The sequence below is a fragment of the Terrabacter sp. Root181 genome (genome assembly GCF_001428505.1).
In the GTDB taxonomy this organism is placed as follows: domain Bacteria; phylum Actinomycetota; class Actinomycetes; order Actinomycetales; family Dermatophilaceae; genus Terrabacter.
On record NZ_LMHU01000001.1, the window covers coordinates 456242 to 475228 of the forward strand.

Annotated in this window: 22 protein-coding genes; 17 read left to right on the forward strand and 5 right to left on the reverse strand. The window is 73.8% G+C overall.

What is annotated here, in order from left to right; translation table 11 throughout:
• The first annotated feature begins 61 nt into the window (after positions 1 to 61).
• From ASD90_RS02080 to ASD90_RS02135, 12 genes are all read left to right on the forward strand, one after another.
• Positions 62 to 1231 carry an inositol-3-phosphate synthase gene (locus ASD90_RS02080; protein ID WP_056750976.1) on the forward strand — a complete coding sequence of 390 codons (1170 nt, stop codon included), beginning with the start codon at positions 62 to 64 and terminating at the stop codon, positions 1229 to 1231.
• The gene (locus tag ASD90_RS02085) at positions 1189 to 2124 is read left to right on the forward strand and encodes an SCO3242 family prenyltransferase (protein ID WP_082588427.1); all 936 of its coding nucleotides are present in this window, start codon (positions 1189 to 1191) and stop codon (positions 2122 to 2124) included. The genes ASD90_RS02080 and ASD90_RS02085 overlap by 43 nt, the downstream gene beginning before the upstream one ends.
• On the forward strand, positions 2121 to 2975 hold the full coding sequence (locus ASD90_RS02090) for a sugar phosphate isomerase/epimerase (RefSeq protein ID WP_056750980.1): 855 nt from the start codon (positions 2121 to 2123) through the stop codon (positions 2973 to 2975). Before ASD90_RS02085 ends, ASD90_RS02090 begins: the two co-directional genes overlap by 4 nt.
• Entirely contained in the window at positions 2972 to 3550 is a 579-nt protein-coding gene (locus tag ASD90_RS02095; protein ID WP_056750983.1) for an EboA domain-containing protein, read from the forward strand. Before ASD90_RS02090 ends, ASD90_RS02095 begins: the two co-directional genes overlap by 4 nt.
• 9 nt (positions 3551 to 3559) lie before the next feature.
• Positions 3560 to 4444, forward strand: coding sequence for a TatD family hydrolase (locus tag ASD90_RS02100; protein ID WP_056750987.1), 885 nt, complete (start codon positions 3560 to 3562; stop codon positions 4442 to 4444).
• 3 nt (positions 4445 to 4447) lie between these two features.
• Positions 4448 to 5638 carry a metabolite traffic protein EboE gene (gene eboE, locus ASD90_RS02105; RefSeq protein ID WP_056750990.1) on the forward strand — a complete coding sequence of 397 codons (1191 nt, stop codon included), beginning with the start codon at positions 4448 to 4450 and terminating at the stop codon, positions 5636 to 5638.
• The gene (locus tag ASD90_RS02110) at positions 5635 to 7041 is read left to right on the forward strand and encodes an alkaline phosphatase family protein (RefSeq protein WP_056750993.1); all 1407 of its coding nucleotides are present in this window, start codon (positions 5635 to 5637) and stop codon (positions 7039 to 7041) included. Before eboE ends, ASD90_RS02110 begins: the two co-directional genes overlap by 4 nt.
• Positions 7042 to 7083: 42 nt before the next feature.
• A complete protein-coding gene (locus ASD90_RS02115) occupies positions 7084 to 8094 on the forward strand; it encodes a sugar phosphate isomerase/epimerase (RefSeq protein ID WP_056750997.1) in 1011 nt (336 codons plus the stop codon).
• 32 nt (positions 8095 to 8126) lie between these two features.
• Positions 8127 to 8498 (forward strand): VOC family protein, encoded by a 372-nt coding sequence (locus ASD90_RS02120; RefSeq protein WP_056751000.1) that lies wholly within the window; start codon positions 8127 to 8129, stop codon positions 8496 to 8498.
• A 106-nt stretch (positions 8499 to 8604) separates the two neighbouring features.
• Positions 8605 to 8988: a YciI family protein gene (locus ASD90_RS02125; RefSeq protein WP_056751002.1), complete on the forward strand. Its 384-nt coding sequence runs from the start codon at positions 8605 to 8607 to the stop codon at positions 8986 to 8988.
• A gap of 13 nt (positions 8989 to 9001) precedes the next feature.
• On the forward strand, positions 9002 to 10246 hold the full coding sequence (locus tag ASD90_RS02130; RefSeq protein WP_056751004.1) for an RNA polymerase sigma factor: 1245 nt from the start codon (positions 9002 to 9004) through the stop codon (positions 10244 to 10246).
• A gap of 9 nt (positions 10247 to 10255) precedes the next feature.
• Positions 10256 to 11197: an alpha/beta fold hydrolase gene (locus ASD90_RS02135; protein ID WP_056751008.1), complete on the forward strand. Its 942-nt coding sequence runs from the start codon at positions 10256 to 10258 to the stop codon at positions 11195 to 11197.
• 12 nt (positions 11198 to 11209) lie between these two features.
• Here ASD90_RS02135 and ASD90_RS02140 read toward each other — a convergent pair whose 3' ends face one another.
• On the reverse strand, positions 11210 to 11731 hold the full coding sequence (locus ASD90_RS02140; RefSeq protein WP_056751011.1) for a hypothetical protein: 522 nt from the start codon (positions 11729 to 11731) through the stop codon (positions 11210 to 11212).
• Between the two features lie 134 nt (positions 11732 to 11865).
• Between ASD90_RS02140 and ASD90_RS02145 the strand changes: the two genes are divergently transcribed.
• Complete coding sequence (locus ASD90_RS02145) at positions 11866 to 12486, forward strand: bifunctional 2-polyprenyl-6-hydroxyphenol methylase/3-demethylubiquinol 3-O-methyltransferase UbiG (protein ID WP_056754242.1); 621 nt, start codon at positions 11866 to 11868, stop codon at positions 12484 to 12486.
• 11 nt (positions 12487 to 12497) lie between these two features.
• Here the strand turns inward: ASD90_RS02145 and ASD90_RS02150 are convergent, their stop codons facing one another.
• Positions 12498 to 12719 (reverse strand): hypothetical protein, encoded by a 222-nt coding sequence (locus tag ASD90_RS02150; protein ID WP_056754244.1) that lies wholly within the window; start codon positions 12717 to 12719, stop codon positions 12498 to 12500.
• A gap of 152 nt (positions 12720 to 12871) precedes the next feature.
• Here ASD90_RS02150 and ASD90_RS02155 point away from each other — a divergent pair, with 152 nt between their 5' ends.
• The 3 genes from ASD90_RS02155 to ASD90_RS02165 all read left to right on the forward strand — a co-directional run bounded on the left by ASD90_RS02155 (position 12872) and on the right by ASD90_RS02165 (position 13949).
• Complete coding sequence (locus ASD90_RS02155) at positions 12872 to 13270, forward strand: VOC family protein (protein WP_056751013.1); 399 nt, start codon at positions 12872 to 12874, stop codon at positions 13268 to 13270.
• A 2-nt stretch (positions 13271 to 13272) separates the two neighbouring features.
• Positions 13273 to 13608, forward strand: a complete 336-nt coding sequence (locus ASD90_RS02160; protein ID WP_056751017.1) for a YnfA family protein — start codon at positions 13273 to 13275, stop codon at positions 13606 to 13608.
• Between the two features lie 80 nt (positions 13609 to 13688).
• Positions 13689 to 13949, forward strand: a complete 261-nt coding sequence (locus ASD90_RS02165; RefSeq protein ID WP_056751020.1) for a metal-sensitive transcriptional regulator — start codon at positions 13689 to 13691, stop codon at positions 13947 to 13949.
• Positions 13950 to 13977: 28 nt separating this feature from the next.
• On the opposite strand, the gene ASD90_RS02170 is transcribed toward ASD90_RS02165, so the two are convergent.
• Positions 13978 to 15618: an FAD-dependent oxidoreductase gene (locus ASD90_RS02170; RefSeq protein WP_056751024.1), complete on the reverse strand. Its 1641-nt coding sequence runs from the start codon at positions 15616 to 15618 to the stop codon at positions 13978 to 13980.
• Between the two features lie 106 nt (positions 15619 to 15724).
• Here ASD90_RS02170 and ASD90_RS02175 point away from each other — a divergent pair, with 106 nt between their 5' ends.
• Positions 15725 to 16264, forward strand: coding sequence for a hemerythrin domain-containing protein (locus ASD90_RS02175; RefSeq protein WP_056751028.1), 540 nt, complete (start codon positions 15725 to 15727; stop codon positions 16262 to 16264).
• Here ASD90_RS02175 and ASD90_RS02180 read toward each other — a convergent pair.
• Together ASD90_RS02180 and ASD90_RS02185 are read right to left on the reverse strand one after the other, a co-directional pair.
• Positions 16261 to 17523 carry a cyclopropane-fatty-acyl-phospholipid synthase family protein gene (locus ASD90_RS02180; protein ID WP_082588556.1) on the reverse strand — a complete coding sequence of 421 codons (1263 nt, stop codon included), beginning with the start codon at positions 17521 to 17523 and terminating at the stop codon, positions 16261 to 16263. The genes ASD90_RS02175 and ASD90_RS02180 overlap by 4 nt on opposite strands.
• Before the next feature lie 8 nt (positions 17524 to 17531).
• Positions 17532 to 18983 carry an FAD-binding oxidoreductase gene (locus tag ASD90_RS02185; RefSeq protein ID WP_235506350.1) on the reverse strand — a complete coding sequence of 484 codons (1452 nt, stop codon included), beginning with the start codon at positions 18981 to 18983 and terminating at the stop codon, positions 17532 to 17534.
• Positions 18984 to 18987 lie beyond the last annotated feature (4 nt).

Consider the following 18987-nt stretch of genomic DNA (forward strand, 5'->3'; position numbering starts at 1 on the left):
CGCCCCCGCCGCCGGGCCACCGGCCCCACACCCGGCCCCCACCTCTCGAGGAGTAACGACCATGACGGACGAACGAACCGGGCTCTGGCTCGTCGGCGCACGCGGCTCGGTCGCGACGACCGTCGCCACCGGCCTCGCGCTCATCACCGCCGGCGGTGCCGGGCCCGACGGCCTCGTCACCGAGCAGCCCGACCTGGCCGCTGCCGGCCTCGTCCCGCTCGACCACCTCGTCGTCGGTGGCCACGACGTCACGGACGTGCCGCTCGTCAAGCGGGCGGCGCAGCTGGCCGACGCCGGGGTCATCCCGCACACGGCCCTGGCGCTCGTCGCCGACGAGCTCGACCGGACGTGCCGGCGGATCCGCCACGGCCACCGGGACGCCGAGGAGCGCCAGGTCGACGCCGTCGAGCGGCTGGCCGCCGACATCCGCGCCTTCGCGGAGACCGAGTCCCTGTCGCGGGTGGTCGTCGTCAACGTCAGCTCCACCGAGCCGGTCGTCACCGACGACCCGGCCCACGCATCCCTCGACGTCCTCGAGCAGGCCTGGGGCGCAGGCGAGTCCCCGCTGCCGCCGAGTGCCGTCTACGCAGCGGCCGCCTTCACGGCCGGCGCCGCGTTCATCGACTTCACGCCCTCGACCGGCGCGCGCCTGCCCGCGCTCGAGGAGCTCGCCGAGCGCCACGGGGTTCCATGGGGCGGCAGCGACGGCAAGACGGGCGAGACCCTCGTCAAGTCGGTCCTCGCACCGATGTTCGCCGCGCGGTCGCTCCGCGTCCGGTCGTGGGCCGGCACGAACCTGCTCGGCGGCGGGGACGGCGCCACGCTCGCCGACCCCGACGCGATGGAGAGCAAGGCGCGGAGCAAGGCCCGTGGCCTCGAGGCGATGCTCGGCCACCCGGTCGACGGCCCGGTCCACATCGACAACATCGCCGACCTCGGCGACTGGAAGACGGCGTGGGACCACCTGACCTTCTCCGGCTTCCTCGGCACGCGGATGTCGATGCAGTTCACGTGGCAGGGCTGCGACTCGAGCCTCGCCGCCCCGCTCGTCATCGACCTGGCGCGCCTCGCCGACCTGGCGCTGCGCCGCGGGGAGGTCGGCCCGCTGCCGGCCCTGGGCTTCTTCTTCAAGGACCCCGTCGGCTCGGACGAGCACCGCCTCTTCGAGCAGCACCGGGTGCTGACCGCGTGGGCGAACGAGCCGGCGACGGAGCAGGCGACGGCGTCGTGACGACCCTGCGCGACCTCGTCGAGCTGGTGCGGGCGCCGGCCGCCCTCACCGTGCCCGGCGACACCCTCGCGGGGGCGGCGAGCGCGGGCTGGCCGGCCGGTGCGCGCTCAGCGGCGCTGCCGGTCGCGTCGACGTGCCTCTACTGGGCGGGCATGGCGCTCAACGACTGGGCCGACCGCCGCACGGATGCGGTCGAGCGACCGGAGCGCCCGATCCCGTCCGGTCGTGTGCCGGCCCGGACGGCGCTCGCCGTCGCCACCGGCCTCACCGCCGCCGGCATCGCCGTCTCGGCGGCCGCCGGTGGGCGCCGCTCGGCCGCCACCGCCGCCGTGCTCGCCGCGGCGGTCTGGGCCTACGACCTGTCCCCCAAGCAGGGACCGCTGAGCGTGGCGACGATGGCCTCCACACGCGGTCTCGACGTGCTCCTCGGGGCGAGCGCGGGCGGCGTGCCCGGCCTGCGCGCCGCCGCCGTCCCGGCCACGCTCGTCGCCGTCCACACGGCAGGCGTCACGGCCCTCAGCCGCGGTGAGGTGCACGGCGGCTCGACCGGCATGGCCCGGGCCTGCGTCGCCGCGACCGCCCTCGTCGCCACAGCCTCGGCGCTGCGTACAGTCCCCACTGCCGGACGCGGACGTGCCGGCGGAGCGCTCGGCGCTGCCGTCTCCGTCGCCCTCACGGGGTCGTATGCCGTGAGCGTCCTCCGCGCGCAGCTGGCCGCCGCGCGCACGCCCGATGCCGGCACGGTCCGGCGGGCCACGGGCGCGGGCATCCGGGGCCTCGTGCCCCTCCAGGGCGCGGCGCTCGCGGCGACCGGCCACCACGCGGCCGCGCTGGGTTTCGCCGCCTCCGCGCCGGTCGGTGCGGCCGCCATGAGGCGGGTGTCGGCGACGTGAGCCTCCGCTTCGGCTACGGCCTCAACGGCTTCACCGACCACCGGCTCGAGGACGCCCTCGCGCTCCTCGCCGACCTCGGCTACGACGGCGTCGCCCTGACGCTCGATCACGCGCACCTCGACCCCTTCGCGCCCGACCTGGCCGGCCGGGCGGCCCGAGTCGGCGGCCTGCTGGCCCGGCACGGGCTCGGGGTCGTCGTCGAGACGGGAGCCCGCTACGTGCTCGACCCGCGCCGCAAGCACGAGCCCACCCTCGTGTCCGACTCCGGCCGAGAGCGCCGGATCGACCTGCTGGAGAGGGCGATCCGCGTCGCGGCAGAGGTCGGGTCACCGGTGGTCTCGTGCTGGAGCGGCATCGCCCCGCGTGGTGCGAGCAGCGAGGAGCTGTGGTCGCGCGTCGAGGCCGCCGTCGCAGCACTCCTGCCGGTGGCCGAGGCGCACGGCGTCGACCTCGCCCTCGAGCCGGAGCCCGGCATGTTCGTCGAACGCATCGCCGACGTGCTCGAGCTGCGCCGACGCCTCGGCTCGCCCGATCGACTGCGCCTGACGATCGACGTCGGCCACCTGCGCTGCACCGAGGACGCCGACCCGGCGGCCTGCGTGCTCGGCGCCGGCGAGCTCCTCGCCAACGTGCAGATCGACGACATGCGCCGTGGCGTCCACGAGCACCTACCGCTCGGCGAGGGCGAGGTGGACTTCCCGCCCGTGCTCGCGGCGCTCGAGGCCGTCGAGTTCACCGGACTCGTCGCCGTCGAGCTGCCCCGCCACGCCCACGCCGCGCCGTCGCTGGCGGCCTCGAGCCTCGAGTTCCTCCGCACCGCCGCACGACGACCCCAGGAGGTGGGCCGATGACCCCCACGAACCCCACGACCAGCACGGACGCGCTCGCCGAGGTCGCGAGCGACCCCGACACCATCGACCGGCACTTCCCAGCGGCGGCGCGCACCGCGGCCCGCGAGGGCCGTGACGGGGACGCCGCACGCGAGGCTCTGCTGCTCGCGGTCCCCGGCCCGGCGGCATACGTCGTCGACGTCGTGCGTCGCGTCTACGACCACGGCGACGCGGCCGAGCGCCGGGCGGTCCTGCTCGCGCTCCCGGCGCTCGACGCCCCCGACCGTCCCGACCCCATCGGCGACACCGCCCTCCCGATCGTCCGAGATGCCCTGCGCACCAACGACACCCGCCTCGTGGCCGCTGCCCTCGGACCGTATGCCGCCGCGCACCTCGACGACGACGCCTGGCGCCAGGCGGTGCTCAAGGTGCTCTTCACCGGCATCCCGGTGGAGCAGGTCGCCGGCCTGGCCGACCGTGCCGACGACGAGCTGGCCCGCATGGTCCGCGACTACGCCGCCGAGCGCGAGGCCGCCGGCCGAGTCGTGCCACCGGACGCCCGAACCGTCCTCGCCCTTGCCCACCGAGCCGACTGAGGAGCCACCGTGCGCATCTTCGACCCCCACATCCACATGACGTCCCGCACGACGGACGACTACCAGCGCATGCACGCCGCCGGCGTCCGCGCCGTCGTCGAGCCGTCGTTCTGGCTCGGCCAGCCGCGTACGAGCGTCGGCTCCTTCTGCGACTACTTCGACGCGCTCCTCGGCTGGGAGCCGTTCCGCGCGTCGCAGTACGGCATCGCCCACCACGCGACGATCGGCCTCAATCCCAAGGAGGCGAACGACGCCCGCTGCCGCGAGGTCCTCGACGTGCTGCCGCGCTACCTCGCCAAGGACCGCGTCGTGGCCGTGGGCGAGCTCGGCTACGACTCGATGACGCCCGAGGAGGACGACGTCTTCGCCGCGCAGCTCGCGCTCGCCGCCGAGCACGAGCTGCCCGCCCTCGTGCACACCCCGCACCGCGACAAGCTCGCGGGCACGAGGCGCACCCTCGACGTCGTGCGCGAGTCGGCGCTCGAGCCCGGCGCCGTCCTCGTCGACCACCTCAACGAGATGACGGTGGACGTCGTGGCCGAGTCCGGTTGCTGGATGGGCTTCTCCGTCTACCCGGACACGAAGATGGACGAGCACCGGATGGTCGAGATCCTGCGCCGCCACGGCCTCGACCGGATGATCGTCAACTCGGCCGCCGACTGGGGCAACAGCGACCCCCTCAAGACGCGCCGCGTCGCCGAGACCATGCTCGCCGCGGGCTACACGCCCGACGACGTCGACCGGGTGCTGTGGCGCAACCCCGTCGAGTTCTACGGACAGAGCGGGCGGCTCGAGCTCCCCGAGACGCAGGCGCCGGGGGCGTCCGAGGGTGAGCTCGTCGCAGCCGGCGCCACGTTCATGGGCAACTCCGTGCTCCGCGGCGCGAGGGAGTGAGCCGTGCGCCTGCTCCACGCCGACGGCCAGACCGTCCACGTCGCGTACTGCACCAACGTCCACCCGGGCGAGGACCTCGACACGATCATCGGGCAGCTCGACCGCTTCGCGCTGCCCGTACGCCGTCACCTCGGCAGCGATGTCCTCGGCCTCGGTCTGTGGCTGAGCGCTCCCGTCGCCCGTGGCCTCGCCGGTGACCCGCGACAGACCGACCGCCTCCGCGCCGCGCTCGACGGGCGCGGCCTCGAGGTCGTCACCCTCAACGGGTTCCCCTACCGCGGCTTCCAGGACGAGGTGGTCAAGCACCGCGTCTACCACCCCGACTGGACCGAGCCGGCCCGCCTGGCCTACACGACCGACCTCACCGAGGTGCTGGCCCGGCTGCTGCCCGACGACGCGGCCCGCGGCAGCATCTCCACCCTCCCGCTGGGCTGGCGGCACCCGTGGTTCGGCGACCGGCAGGTGCTCGCCGCCGAGCAGCTCGACCGGCTCGCCGACCACCTGCATGCCCTGCGGGAGCGCACCGGCCGCGAGATCCGGGTCGGCCTCGAGCCCGAGCCCGGCTGCGTCATCGAGACGACGACCGAGCTCGTCGACCGGATGGCGGGCTGGGACGAGGACGTCCTGGGCGTCTGCCTCGACCTGTGCCACCTCGCCGTCGGCTTCGAGGACGCCGCCGTCGCGGTCCCGCGGCTCTCCGCCGCCGGTCGGCGGGTCGTCAAGGCCCAGGTGTCGGCCGCGCTGCACGTCGAGCACCCCGGCGACCCGGCCACCCGCGCGACGCTCGCGGCCTTCGACGAGGACCGCTTCCTCCACCAGACCCGGGCCCGTGGCGACGCCGGCCAGCTGCGGGCGCGCGACGACCTCGGCGACGTCCTCGGGGGCACGCGACCCCTCGACCCGTGCCCCGGTGGGGTCGAGCAGCCGTGGCGGGTCCACTTCCACGTGCCGCTCGACCACGCCCCCGAGCCGCCGCTCGCCGCCACGACCGCAGACCTGCGGCACTCGCTCGACGTCCTCGTCGGCGGAGACACCGCCCTGACCGACCATCTCGAGGTCGAGACCTACACGTGGACGGTCGTCCCGCAGGCGGTGCGCCCGTCCGACGACGCAGCCCTGGCCGTGAGCATCGCCGGCGAGCTCGCCTGGCTGCGCGACACCCTCATCGACCTCGGACTCAAGGAGCCCGCATGAACACCCTGAGCACCCGGCCCACGAAGGTCCTGCTCCTCGACGTCGTCGGCCTGACGCCCCGCGCCCTCGCCGACATGCCACGGCTGCGCCACCTCGCCGAGTCGGGCTGGCAGGCGCCGCTCGAGACCGTGCTGCCGGCCGTCACGTGCTCGGTGCAGTCGACGATGCTCACCGGGCGACCGGTCGCCGAGCACGGCGCGGTGGGCAACGGGTGGTACTTCCGCGACCTCGGCGAGGTCTTCCTGTGGCGCCAGCACAACGCGCTCGTCGCCGGGGAGAAGGTCTGGGATGCCCTGCGCCGCAGTCACCCCGGAGCCCGCGTGGCCAACGTGTGCTGGTGGTACGCGATGGGCATGGACGTCGACTCGATCGTCACGCCGCGCCCGGTCTACCACGCCGACGGCCGCAAGTCGCCTGACTGCTACACGCGCCCGGCGGCGCTGCACGACCGGCTCACCGAGCGGCTCGGGGCCTTCCCGCTCTTCCACTACTGGGGGCCCACCGCGTCCATCGCGTCGTCGCGCTGGATCATCGAGGCGACCCGCATCCTGCTCCCGGAGCACGACCTGACGCTCTCCTACGTGCCGCACCTCGACTACGACCTCCAGCGCTTCGGCCCGGAGTCGCCCGAGGCCCGGGCCGCCGCCCGAGAGCTCGACGCGGCCCTCGCGCCCCTGCTCGACGACGCCGAGCGCCTCGGCGTCAGTGTCGTCGTCGTCAGCGAGTACGGCATCACGGCCGTCGACGAGCCCGTCGACGTCAACCGGGTGCTGCGCCGGGCGGGCCTGCTCGACGTGCACACGCAGGCCGGGATGGAGTACCTCGACCCGTGGGCGTCGGAGGCGTTCGCCGTCGCCGACCACCAGGTCGCCCACGTCTACGTCCGCGACGAGGCCCGTCTCGACGAGGTGCGGGCCCTGCTCGCCGCCACCCCGGGCGTCGACCACGTGCTCGACCGGGCCGGCCAGGCGGCCTACGGCCTCGACCACGAGCGCAGCGGCGACCTCGTCCTCGTCGCGGAGCCGCGCGCGTGGTTCACGTACTACTACTGGCTCGACGACGAGCGGGCGCCCGACTTCGCGCGCGGCGTCGAGATCCACCGCAAGCCCGGCTACGACCCCGCCGAGCTCTTCTTCGACCCCGCCGACCGCTCCGCCAGGGCCCGCGCCGGGCTCGGGCTCGTGCGCAAGAAGCTCGGCCTCCGGTATGCCATGAAGGTCGTCCCGCTCGACCCGCGGTGGGTGCGGGGCAGCCACGGACGGCTGCCCGACGACCCCACGGACGGACCCGTCGTCATCACCTCCGACGCGGCCCTGCGCCGTGAGACGGTGGCGGCAGCGGACGTCCACGACCTCGTCCTCGAGGCCGCGGGCGCCACCGTCGCCGCACCAAGCTCCCACTGACCCGTCACCCAGCAACCCACATCAGCAACAAGGAGATCCACGATGGCCCGACCGATCACCCTCTTCACCGGACAGTGGGCCGACCTGCCCTTCGAGGAGGTGTGCCGCCTCGCGGGGGAGTGGGGCTACGACGGCCTCGAGATCGCCTGCTGGGGCGACCACTTCGAGGTCGACCGGGCCCTGTCTGAGGACAGCTACATCGAGTCCCGGCGCGAGATCCTCGAGCGGCACGGCCTCAAGGTCTGGGCCATCTCGAACCACCTCGTCGGACAGGCCGTCTGCGACGACCCCATCGACCAGCGCCACCGGGACATCCTTCCCGCCGCCCTGTGGGGCGACGGCGACCCCGAGGGGGTGCGGCAGCGCGCGGCCGAGCGGATGGCCGACACGGCCCGCGCCGCGGCGAGGCTCGGCGTCGACACCGTCATCGGCTTCACCGGGTCGGCGATCTGGAAGTACGTCGCGATGTTCCCGCCGGTCGGGGACGACGTCATCCAGGAGGGCTACGCCGACTTCGCCCGCCGCTGGCACCCGATCCTCGACGTCTTCGACGAGGTGGGCGTGCGGTTCGCGCACGAGGTCCACCCGAGCGAGATCGCCTACGACTACTGGAGCACCGTCGCGACGCTCGAGGCGATCGGCCACCGCGAGGCGTTCGGCCTCAACTGGGACCCGAGCCACATGGTGTGGCAGGACCTCGACCCGGCCGGCTTCATCTGGGACTTCAAGGACCGGATCTACCACGTCGACTGCAAGGACACCCGCAAGCGGATCGGCAACGGCCGCAACGGTCGTCTCGGCTCGCACCTGCCGTGGGGCGACCCGCGGCGGGGCTGGGACTTCGTCTCGACCGGCCACGGGGACGTGCCGTGGGAGGACTGCTTCCGCACCCTGAACGCCATCGGCTACGACGGACCGATCTCGATCGAGTGGGAGGACGCCGGCATGGACCGCCTCGTCGGTGCCCCTGGCGCGCTCGAGTACGTCCGCGCCCTCAACTTCGAGCGACCCACCGCCTCGTTCGACGCCGCCTTCAGCAGCAGCAAGGACTGACGCCCGTCGCCCCGGCGGTCTACCGTCGGGGCATGGGACTCGTCCAGATCGCCCAGCACGCCGACGACCTCGGGCGGGCCACCGCCTTCTACCGTCACCTGCTCGGTGCCGAACCGCTCGCGACGTACGACCCGCCGGGTCTCGTCTTCTTCGACCTCGGCGGCGTGCGGCTGCTGCTCGACCGGGGCGCGCCGACCGCCCTGCACTACCTGCGGGTCGACGACATCGACGCCACGGTCGAGCGGCTGCGCTCCGCCGGTGTCGAGGTGCGCAGCGAGCCGCGCGTCATCTTCGGCCACGACGATGACACGCTGGGGCCGGCCGGGACCGACGAGTGGATGGCGTTCGTCGTCGACTCCGAGGGCAACCTCGTCGGGCTCGTCGAGCAGCGACCGCGTGGCTGAGCCGCGCGATCTGTCGATTCCGCGGGACGGCGTTCGTGTAGAGGGTGCAGGGCGCACACCAGGGGCGCCCCGGACCCGCCGGCAGCGCCGGCAGGAGGAGTTCACCGTGAAGACCTACCTCATCAGCCTCTTCTCGCCCGACGGCCCGCCGCCGGAGGACCTCGACCTGACGACGGTCATGGCCGACCTCGAGCTCGTCAACGCCGACATCCGCGCAGCCGGTGGCTGGGTCTTCGCGGGTGGCCTCGCCGACCAGGGGAGTGCGACGACGATCCGCCGCCCGCGCGACTCCGTCGCCGACGCCGTGCTCACCGACGGGCCCTTCGCCGAGGCCAAGGAGCATCTCGGGGGCCTGACGATCCTGCGCTCCGACGACTACGACGTCGTGCTCGGCTGGGCCGAGCGGATCGCCGGAGCGACCGGCCTGCCCGTCGAGGTCCGCCCGTTCCAGGGCGAGGGCGACCCCGGCCAGGCACCGACCGACCGGTGACGGCTCGGTCGACATGACGGTCTCAGGCGCGGACATCGCGCGGGTCTTCCGGACCGAGTACGGCCGCGCGGTGTCGGTGCTCATCCGGGCGCTGGGCGACATCGACCTCGCCGAGGAGGCCGTGCAGGACGCCTTCACCGTCGCCGTCGAGCGCTGGCCCCGAGAGGGTATGCCGCCGAGTCCCGCCGGCTGGATCATCACGACCGCGCGCCGCCGGGCCATCGACCGGCTGCGCCGGGAGTCGACGCGGGAGGCCCGCCAGGCGGAGGCGGTCGCGCTGCACGCGCCGGACGAGGGCTCCGGACTCCCGGAGGAGGGACCCGTGAGGGACGAACGACTGCGGCTCGTCTTCACCTGCTGCCACCCGGCGCTCTCGCGGGAGGCGCAGGTCGCGCTGACGCTCCGGCTGCTGGGGGGCCTGACCACGCCGGAGATCGCGCACGCCTTCCTCGTGCCCGAGGCGACGATGGCGCAGCGGATCGTGCGGGCCAAGAGCAAGATCCGCTCGGCCGGTATCCCCTACCGGGTGCCACGCGACGAGGACCTCCCGGCCCGGCTCGCCTCCGTGCTCGCGGTGCTCTACCTCGTGTTCACCGAGGGGCACACCGCCACGGCCGGCGACGACCTCGGCCGACCGGACCTCGCCGCCGAGGCGATCCGGCTCGGCCGCGTGCTCGTCGAGCTGATGCCCGACGAGCCGGAGGCCATGGGACTGCTGGCCCTCATGCTGCTGACGGAGGCCCGGCGCCCGGCGCGCACCGACGCCGCGGGAGACCTCGTCCTGCTCGCCGACCAGGACCGCTCGCTCTGGGACGCCGCCCTCGTCGCCGAGGGCCACGCGCTCGTACGCCGGTGCCTGCGCCGGGGCGCCCCCGGCCCCTACCAGCTGCAGGCCGCGGTCAACGCCGTGCACACGAGCGCGGCGACCGCCGCCGACACCGACTGGTCGCAGGTCGTCGCGCTCTACGACCACCAGCTGCGCATCGCCCCGACCGACGTCGTCCGGCTCAACCGGGCCGTCGCCGTGGCCGAGCTCGACGGACCACAGGCTGCCCTCGCCCTGCTCGACGGCATCGACCTCGAGGGCTACGTCGCCTTCCACGTCGTGCGGGCCGAGCTGCTCGGCCGCCTGGAGCGGTGGCCCGAGTCGGCCGCCGAGTGGGAACGCGCCGCCGGGCTCAGCGACAACGCCCCCGAGTCGCGGCACCTGCGGGCCCGTGCCGCCGGAGCTGCCGCGCGGGCAGGTGACCGGCGGTAACCTGCGGTCATGACGACCCCGCCGTCCACCGCACCGACCGACATCGCGTCCCCCTGGGGAGGGGTCGGTCGCACCCTCGACCTCGACGGCCCCGTGCACTGGGTCGACTTCGGCGGTCCGGACACCGAGCCGGGCGCGACCGAGCCGGCCCCGGTCGTCCTCGTGCACGGCCTCGGCGGTTCGCACCTCAACTGGGTCGGCATCGCACCGGCGCTCGCTGCACGTCGCCGGGTCGTCGCGATCGACCTGCCCGGCTTCGGGCTGACCCCGGCCCTCGGACGCGCGACGAGCGTCAACCACAACGCCGCCCTGCTCAGCCGATTCATCCACGAGGTGCTCGGGCGCCCGGTCGTCCTCGTCGGCAACTCGATGGGCGGCATGGTGAGCCTCCTGCTCGCCGACCGCCGCCCCGAGCAGGTCGCGGGCCTCGCCCTCGTCGACCCCGCGCTGCCCAACCCCGGCGCGCGGCCCGACCCCCAGGTCGCCGCGACCTTCGCGATGTATGCCGTGCCGCGGGTCGGCGAGCTCGTGCTGACCCGCTACAACAAGAGCGTCTCGGACCGCCAGCGCGTGCTCGGCACCGTGGCGCTCTGCTTCGCCGACCCGTCCCGCGCCGACGTCGACGTCGTCGAGGCCGGCGTGGAGCTCGCAGCCTGGCGCCGGTCGCTCCCGGACCCCGAGGGCGAGTTCCTCGGTGCCGCGCGGTCGCTGCTGCGTGTGCTCCGCGGACGGCGCGAGTACGACCGGATCATGCGGGACCTCGACCGGCCGGTGCTGCTCATCCACGGGACCCGGGACCGCCTCGTGCCCGTCTCGGCCGCCCGCCGCGCGGCGCGGCTCAACCCGGCGTGGCGCACGGCCTACCTCGAGGGGATGGGGCACACGCCGCAGCTCGAGTCGCCGGAGGACGTGCTCGGGCACCTCGAGCCGTGGCTGGAGTCGCTCGACTGAGCGAGCCCCGCGTCAGGCGACGCCGTGGCTGACCCGGGAGGCCAGCTCCGCGCCCCACGCGTGCGCCCGTTCCAGCTCGCCGGCCTCGACGGGGCCCGGCGTGCCCTCCACCCAGAAGGTCTCGCCGCGCTCGGCGCGGTCGAACCCGTGGTGGCGCAGGGCTTTCGCGGCCGCGCTCGCGGCCGAGCCGGGCAGCATCTTGACGTGCACCCGGGTGTCGAAGGTGACGACGGGCAGCCCGGGCCGCGGCGTCACGGCCTGGATCCACTCGCGCACACCCTCGCGGGCCGGCGTGGCGCCCTTCGTCGTCGCGTCCTCACGCGTCTTCGGCCGGGACATGCCGAGCGCGTGCGTGGGGCCGCCGACGAGGAGCAGGTCGACGTCGTCCGGGATGACCGTCGGGGCGTCGTCGACGTGGACGAGACGCACGTCGCCGTCGCCGGGTGATCTGCCCTGGCGCAACCCGTCGGCGATGGCGGAGGCGATCTCGTGGGTGTTGCCGAACATGGACTCGTGGACGATGAGGACGTTCATGATGCTGCCTTTCCACCGTCCACGCTACGCGCGGGCCGTGGCCAGGCGTCCGATTCGTGACGCACGAGACGTGCCGGGCCACAATGGGATTCGCGACGTCGAACACGGCGCCGACGACGACGAGGAGAGACATCGTGGACGCCAATGCCTGGGACGAGCGGTATGCCGCCCACGAGCTCGTGTGGTCGGTCGAGCCGAACCGCTTCGTCGCCGAGATCATCGGCCCGCTGACGCCGGGTCATGCCGTCGACCTCGCGGCGGGCGAAGGGCGCAACGCCATCTGGATGGTCGAGCAGGGCTGGGTCGTCACCGCCTCGGACTACTCCCAGGTCGCCGTGGAGCGGATGCGGTCCCTGGCGGCCGACCGCCTCGGCGACGACCTGAGCCGGTTGACCGCGGTCGTCGCCGACGCCACGCAGACGACGCCCGGCGGGCCCGCGGCGTACGACCTCGCGCTGCTCTGCTACCTCCAGCTGCCCGCCGACGAGTGGCGCCGGGCGCTGCGGTCGGCCGTCGAGGCGGTGCGGCCGGGCGGGCTCGTCGTCGTCATCGGTCACGCCGGCCGCAACCTCGCCGAGGGCTGGGGCGGCCCGAGCGAGCGCGGCGTGCTCTACGACCCCGAGGAGGTGCTCGACCGGGCCGACGGGCTGCCGGTCACCACGCTGCAGTCGGGCATCCGGGAGCGGCCCGTCCCCACCGACGACGGTGAGCGCGTCGCGCTCGACACGGTGGTCGTGCTGCGCCGCGAGGGCTGAGAGCCGCCCGACTAGCGGCGGCCGTACCTCTTGTGGACGGCCTGCCGGGTGACGCCGAGCTGCTCGGCGATCTCGGCCCAGGCGAGGCCCTGGTTGCGCGCCCGGCGCACGACGGCGGCCTCGGTGCGGTCGGCTGCACGCCGCAGCTCGCGGGCCGCCGCGAGCGCTGCGCGTGGGTCGTCGTCACCGGTGGCCAGTGCCAGCTCGCGCATGTCGTCGACCTCCTTCGTCATCGCGGTCACCTCTCGTGCCGTGTCAACCTGCGTTGACAGGGTATGCCGACCGGCGGCGTTCGTCAACCATGGTTGACACTGCGGGTGGGTCGGGTGGAAGGCGGTCCGCAAAGGAGTGGCCCGGCCTCGCCCGGGCCCAGCAGGATGTCCCCATGGCACTGGAGCTCTCGCACACGACCGTCAACGCCCTCGACGCCCACGCGCAGTCCGTCTGGTGGGCCGACCTGCTCGGCTACCACGAGGACCCGGACGACCCGAACGAGCCGGGGCACGAGGAGTGCATGATCTTCTCCCCCGACGAGTCGCACCGGCTGCTCTTCATCGAGGTCGAGGATGCCAAGCAGCTGCGCAACCGCGTGCACCTCGACCTGCGCCCCACCGACCGCCCGCGCGACGAGGAGGTCGAGCGCGTCACGGGCCTCGGCGCGACCGTCGTGCAGGACTGCCGCACGGAGGATGGCCGCGGCTGGGTCGTCATGGGCGACCCGGAGGGCAACGAGTTCTGCATCCTGCGCAGCGACGACGAGCGGCGCGCGGCCGGGGACATCTGAGCGTGACCGTCACGCGCTCGATCCTGCTCTTCGTGCTCGCCGCCCTCGCCGAGATCGGTGGCGCCTGGCTCATCTGGCAAGGGGTGCGCGAGCAGCGCGGCTGGGTGTGGGCCGGGGCGGGAGTGGTCGCGCTCGGACTCTACGGCTTCGTCGCCACGCTCCAGCCCGACGCGAGCTTCGGGCGCATCCTCGCCGCCTACGGTGGCGTGTTCGTCGCGGGCTCGCTCGTGTGGGGCATGGTCGTCGACGGCTTCCGGCCCGACCGGTGGGACGTCGCGGGCGCGCTCGTCTGCCTCGTCGGCGTCGCGCTCATCATGTACGCGCCCCGCTCGGGCTGAGGGCCGCCCCTCGAAGGCTCCGGAAGGCATACGGCCGGGGGTATCATGGGGCGTTCCCGCAACGACCTCAGGAGGATGCCGTGGAGCTCGACCTCGACGAGATGCAGTCGGTCATCCGTCGCCTCAACCGCGCGCGCGGCCAGATCGGCGGCATCGTCAAGATGATCGAGGAGGGGCGCGACTGCCAGGACATCGTCACGCAGCTCGCCGCCGTCTCCAAGGCGCTCGACCGCGCCGGCTTCGCCGTCATCGCGACCGGCCTGCGCGCGTGCATCGCCAACCCGGACGGCGAGACGATGGACGTCGCCCAGATGGAGAAGCTCTTCCTGTCGCTGGCCTGAGACGGGGGTGGGTCAGCCGGCCGGCGGATCAGCGGGTCAGCGCCGGCTCGCGGATGCTCGTGCCGGCGAGCCACGTGCGGTAGCCGCCGTCGAGGTTGCGCACCTCGCGCCCGGCGTGGGCCAGCACCTGCGCCGCCGTGTGGCCGCGCTGCCCGACCGCGCAGTGCACGACGACCGGGCCGGGCGGGATCTCGTCCAGGCGCCGGCGCAGCTCGTCGACCGGGACGAGCAGGGCGCCGGGGATCGCGCCCTCGTCGTGCTCCCGCGGCGTGCGGACGTCGACGAGGACCGCACCCCCCGCCAGGGCGTTCGCCAGCTCGTGCCACTGGATCGAGCGGGTCACGCCGGTGCGCAGGTTGTCGGCGACGTAGCCGAGCATGTTGACGGGGTCCTTGGCCGAGGCGAACTGCGGCGCGTAGGCCAGCTCGAGGTCGGCGAGGGTGCTCGCCGTGAGGCCGCCCGCGATGGCGGTGGCGATGACGTCGATGCGCTTGTCGACCCCGTCGCGGCCGACGCCCTGAGCGCCGAGGATCGCGTCGGTGTCGGGGTCGACGAGGAGCTTGAGGCTCATGCCCTCGGCGCCGGGGTAGTACGTCGCGTGCGAGGCCGGGTGCGTGTGGATGACGCGGTGCGGGCGTCCGGCGGCGACGAGGCGCTTCTCGCTCCAGCCGGTCGTCGCGACCTGCAGCCCGAAGACGCCGACGATCGCCGTCCCGAGCACCGGGCGGTCGTGCGCCGGGAGCCCGGCCATGACGTCGGCCGCCATGCGGCCCTGGCGGTTCGCCGTGTTGGCGAGCGGCACGAGCACCTGCTCGCCGTCGAGGGCGTCGCGCTTCTCGACGGCGTCGCCGACGGCGAGGATCCGCGGGTCGCTCGTGCGGAAGCGGCTGTCGACGAGGATGCCGCCGAGACGGCCCGTCTCGAGACCGGCGTCGTCCGCGAGGCGCGTGTCGGGTCGCACGCCCACGGCCGAGACGACGAGGTCGGCGTCGACCTGCTCACCCGACCCGAGCGTCACCGCGTCGGGCCCGATGGAGGTGACCGACGTGCCGAGGCGCAGCGTGACGCCCGAGGCGCGGATGTGGTCGTGGACCGGCCCGACCATCTCGGGGTCGAGGGGGGCCATCACCTGGTCGGCGGCCTCGACGACCGTCACGGCGATCCCGCGGCGGGTGAGGTTCTCGGCGAGCTCGAGCCCGATGAAGCCGCCACCGATGATCGCGGCGGTGCGGGCCGGGCGGCTCGCCGCCACGAGCGAGTCGGTGTCCTCGACGTCGCGCAGCGAGAGGGCGCGCTCGATGCCGGGGATCGGCGGCCGGACCGGCCGGGCACCGGGGGCGAGGAGCACGTGGTCGTAGGCCAGCTCGGACACGGTGCCCGTGGCGAGCTCGTGCACGACGACGACCCGGCGTTCGCGGTCGATGCGGACGGCCTCGGTCCCGACGCGCACGTCGAGGCCGAAGCGCCGCCCGAGCGAGGCCGGCGTCTGGAGGAGCAGGGACGCGCGGTCCTCGATGACGCCGCCGACGTGGTAGGGCAGCCCACAGTTGGCGAAGGACACGTGGCCACTGCGCTCGATGACCGTGATGTGGGCGTCCTCGTCGAGCCGGCGCAGGCGCGTGGCCGCGCTCATGCCGCCCGCGACACCGCCGATGATGATGTGGTCCATGCTGCAAGAATACCCCAGGGGGTATTGTGTGGCCCAATCGCGAGGTCGCCCGCTCTGGACGAACCGGGCACTGCGGAGCGACCATGGAGGGCACGGAGGTCGCGCCATGAACGTCCAGCCGAATGCCGCCATCCCGCCCATCGCCCCGGCGGGTCAGCTCGACGCGCACGGGTTCGACCGGGGCCGGGTCGAGACCGCCGCCGACCTCGCCGTCCACCTCGAACGCGTGCGCCGGCACCGGTCCGAGCTGCGTGACTCCGTGGCCGCCGTCGACCTCGCCCTCGAGGCGCCGATCGCGCGCGGCGGGATGTGGCGCGAGCGGGTGCGGGCGGCCCTCGCCGAGCTGGCGCACGACTTCGACGACCACGTCTCGCTCACTGAGAGTCCGGGCGGCATCTACGACCGGGCGAGGCGCAGCGCGCCGCGCCTCTCGGGGCGCGTCGACCGGCTGCTCGAGGAGCACCGCGACCTGCGCGAGGCCCTTCACGGCTACCTCGCGGTGCTCGAGCACGGCGGCACGATGGCCGACCTGCCCGTCTTCCGTGAGGAGCTGACGGTGCTCGTCGGACGACTCGTGCGCCACCGACAGAAGGGCGGCGACCTCGTCTACGAGGCCTACGACGTCGACCTCGGCGGGTCGGGCTAGGGCTCGTAGCGCGGCCGCAGCGTGAAGCCCGACACCCCCTCGCCGCTCGTCCTCGACGCGAGCACCTGGTGCAGCTGGATCTCGTTGCGCTCGAAGGCGAGTCGCGACCCGGCGAGGTAGAGGCCCCACACCCGGGCGGTGCCGAGACCGGCGAGCTCGACGCAGTCCTCCCAGTGCTTGGCCAGGTTGGCGTTCCATGCGGCGCAGGTGCGGGCGTAGTGCTCGCGGAGGTTCTCGTGGTGACGCACCTCGAAGCCCTCGTCCTCCATGACGCGCACGATGTCGCCGCTCCCGGTCAGCTCGCCGTCGGGGAAGACGTAGCGGTTGATGAAGCCGCGGGGCGGCAGGCCGGGGTGCTGGTTGTCGGGGCGCGTGATGCAGTGGTTGAGCAGGCGTCCCTCGTCGCGCAGCCGCTCCCGCAGGAAACGGAAGTAGGACGGGTAGTTGCCGACCCCGATGTGCTCGGTGAGCCCGATCGAGCTGATCGCGTCGAAGCCGCGCTCCGTGACGTCGCGGTAGTCGCCGTGCCGGACCTCGGCACGGTCGGCGAGCCCCTCGGCCTCGATGGCGGCCTGGGCCCAGGTGGCCTGCTCGCGCGAGAGTGTCACGCCGAGGGCGGTGACCCCGTAGTGCTTCACGGCGTGGCGCACCATGCCGCCCCAGCCGCAGCCGACGTCGAGCAGGCGCATGCCGGGCCGCAGGCCGAGCTTCCGCGCGACGAGGTCGTACTTGTAGGCCTGGGCGTCCTCGAGCGAGGCCTCGTCGGTGGGGAAGCACGCACACGTGTAGGTCATCGACGGGCCGAGGACCTTCTCGTAGAAGGCGTTCGACACGTCGTAGTGGTGGCTGATCGCGGCGGCGTCGCGCGCCTTGCCGTGCCTCAGCCCGTGCGCGAGCCGACGCAGCTGGCCGGGTGTCTCCTCCGGGGGCAGGGTCGGCGCATGGGGTCGGTGGTGGGCCACGAAGCGGGCCAGCTCCGCGGCGTCGTGCCGTCCCGGTCGGCGAGGGGTGAGCCCGTCACCGATGACGCGCAGCACGTCGTAGGGATCCGCCTCGTCCACCCCGTCGATGATGAGGTCCCCGAGGAGGTACGCGCGGGCGAGGCCGAGCTCTCCCGGCGCGGCGAGGAGGTGGTTGAGCGCCTCGGGCCCGGTCAGCCGGATCACGAGCCCGTCCGGACCACCCCCCTCCGAGCCGTCCCACGCGACGACCCGCACCGGGGCCTCGGGGCCGAACACGCGGTCGAATGCCTCTCCCACGGTCAATGTCATCGAGCCTGCACCGCCTTCTCGTAGAGCGTCGGGAACCGTCCCGCCGGGTCGTACCTGCGTTTGACGGGGACGTAGGCCGTGCCGCCGTAGAGGGCGGCGAAGGTCGCCTCGTCGTAGTACGCGTCGGAGTAGAGCGACTTGTGGCCGCCCAGCCGCGTCACCTCGTCCTCGATGCGGCGGTTGACGTCGCCGTCGGCCGCGCCGGGCTCGATGACCACCGTCGACCAGAAGCCGACGTTGACGTAGCGCTCGTCGCGGCGCATCGGGTAGAGGGGCCACGGGGTCTCGTCGGGCTGCGCGCCCGGAGCGGGGCGCAGCTGGATCGGGCACAGCCAGACGGGTTCGATCGGCACCTCGCGCAGGAACCAGTCGACGAACTCGGCCGTGCGCGCGAGGGGGATCTCGACGTCCTGCACGACGCGCTCGCGGTCGGGCAGGCCCCGGAGCCGTTCGATCCGGCCCATGACGTGGTGCCGGTTCTCGAAGGCGACGATCTTCCAGTAGACGTCGCTGCGCAGCAGTCGGCTCGGCCAGAGCCGGCGGACGGTCGGGTGCTGGGCGCCGAACGCACGGCTGCACCAGAACCAGTCCGTGTCCCAGCGCCACAGGTAGTCGTGTGCCGTCAGCACGTCGGCGCGGCGCTGTTGGATGGAGCGGTAGAAGACCTGGTCGCCGGTGTAGTCGCTCGGCCGAGCCTGCCCCTCGAGGTGGTCGGTCCAGCGTCCGAGGCAGAGGTAGGCCTCGGTCGGGCCGAAGACGACGCCGTCGACGAAGTCGACCCGGTCGCCGTCCCAGGTCTGCGACGACATCACGTCGTCGACCGCGTCCGTCAGGGCCGCCACCGCGTCGAACCGCACGTGCCGCAGGGCGACGTAGGGCCGGGCGGGCTCCAGCTCGATGACGAGGTCGAGCGCGTAGCCGAGCGAGCCGTAGGAGTTGGGGAAGGTCCGGAAGAGGTCGGCGTGCTCGCCGTCGGGCGTCGCGGTGACGACCTCGCCGTCCCCTGTGAGGATCCGCATCTGCAGGACCGACTCGTGGGGAAGGCCGTTGCGGAACGACGCCGCCTCGATGCCGAGCCCGGTCACGGCCCCGCCGATCGTGATGGTGCGCAGCTGCGGCACGACGAGCGGCACGAAGCCGTGCGGCAGCAGCTCGTCGACGAGCTGCTCGTACGTCGTCAGCCCGCCGACGAGCGCGGTCGCCGGCGCGCCGGCGGTCCCGGGGCGCACCTCGACGACGCCGCACAGGGCCGAGAGGTCGAGGCCCGGCGAGTCGGTCGCGGTGCGGTTGCGGAAGAGGTTGGACGTGCGCTTCGCGAGCCGGACGGGCCGGTCGGGCGGCAGGGCGGCATACGCCCTCCTCACCTGCTCGAGTTCACGCTCGTGGTCGCGGACCCGCTGGAGGGGGTCGTGCCGATCCGCAGGAGACGTGACCTGAGGGGTTGCCACCATT

Coding starts and splice junctions, on each gene's coding strand:
- ASD90_RS02080 (WP_056750976.1), top strand. CDS start 62: ATGACGGACGAACGAACCGGGCTCTGGCTCGTCGGCGCACGCGGCTCG.
- ASD90_RS02095 (WP_056750983.1), top strand. CDS start 2,972: ATGACCCCCACGAACCCCACGACCAGCACGGACGCGCTCGCCGAGGTC.
- ASD90_RS02110 (WP_056750993.1), top strand. CDS start 5,635: ATGAACACCCTGAGCACCCGGCCCACGAAGGTCCTGCTCCTCGACGTC.
- ASD90_RS02115 (WP_056750997.1), top strand. CDS start 7,084: ATGGCCCGACCGATCACCCTCTTCACCGGACAGTGGGCCGACCTGCCC.
- ASD90_RS02120 (WP_056751000.1), top strand. CDS start 8,127: ATGGGACTCGTCCAGATCGCCCAGCACGCCGACGACCTCGGGCGGGCC.
- ASD90_RS02130 (WP_056751004.1), top strand. CDS start 9,002: ATGACGGTCTCAGGCGCGGACATCGCGCGGGTCTTCCGGACCGAGTAC.
- ASD90_RS02135 (WP_056751008.1), top strand. CDS start 10,256: ATGACGACCCCGCCGTCCACCGCACCGACCGACATCGCGTCCCCCTGG.
- ASD90_RS02140 (WP_056751011.1), bottom strand. CDS start 11,731: ATGAACGTCCTCATCGTCCACGAGTCCATGTTCGGCAACACCCACGAG.
- ASD90_RS02150 (WP_056754244.1), bottom strand. CDS start 12,719: ATGACGAAGGAGGTCGACGACATGCGCGAGCTGGCACTGGCCACCGGT.
- ASD90_RS02155 (WP_056751013.1), top strand. CDS start 12,872: ATGGCACTGGAGCTCTCGCACACGACCGTCAACGCCCTCGACGCCCAC.
- ASD90_RS02170 (WP_056751024.1), bottom strand. CDS start 15,618: ATGGACCACATCATCATCGGCGGTGTCGCGGGCGGCATGAGCGCGGCC.
- ASD90_RS02175 (WP_056751028.1), top strand. CDS start 15,725: ATGAACGTCCAGCCGAATGCCGCCATCCCGCCCATCGCCCCGGCGGGT.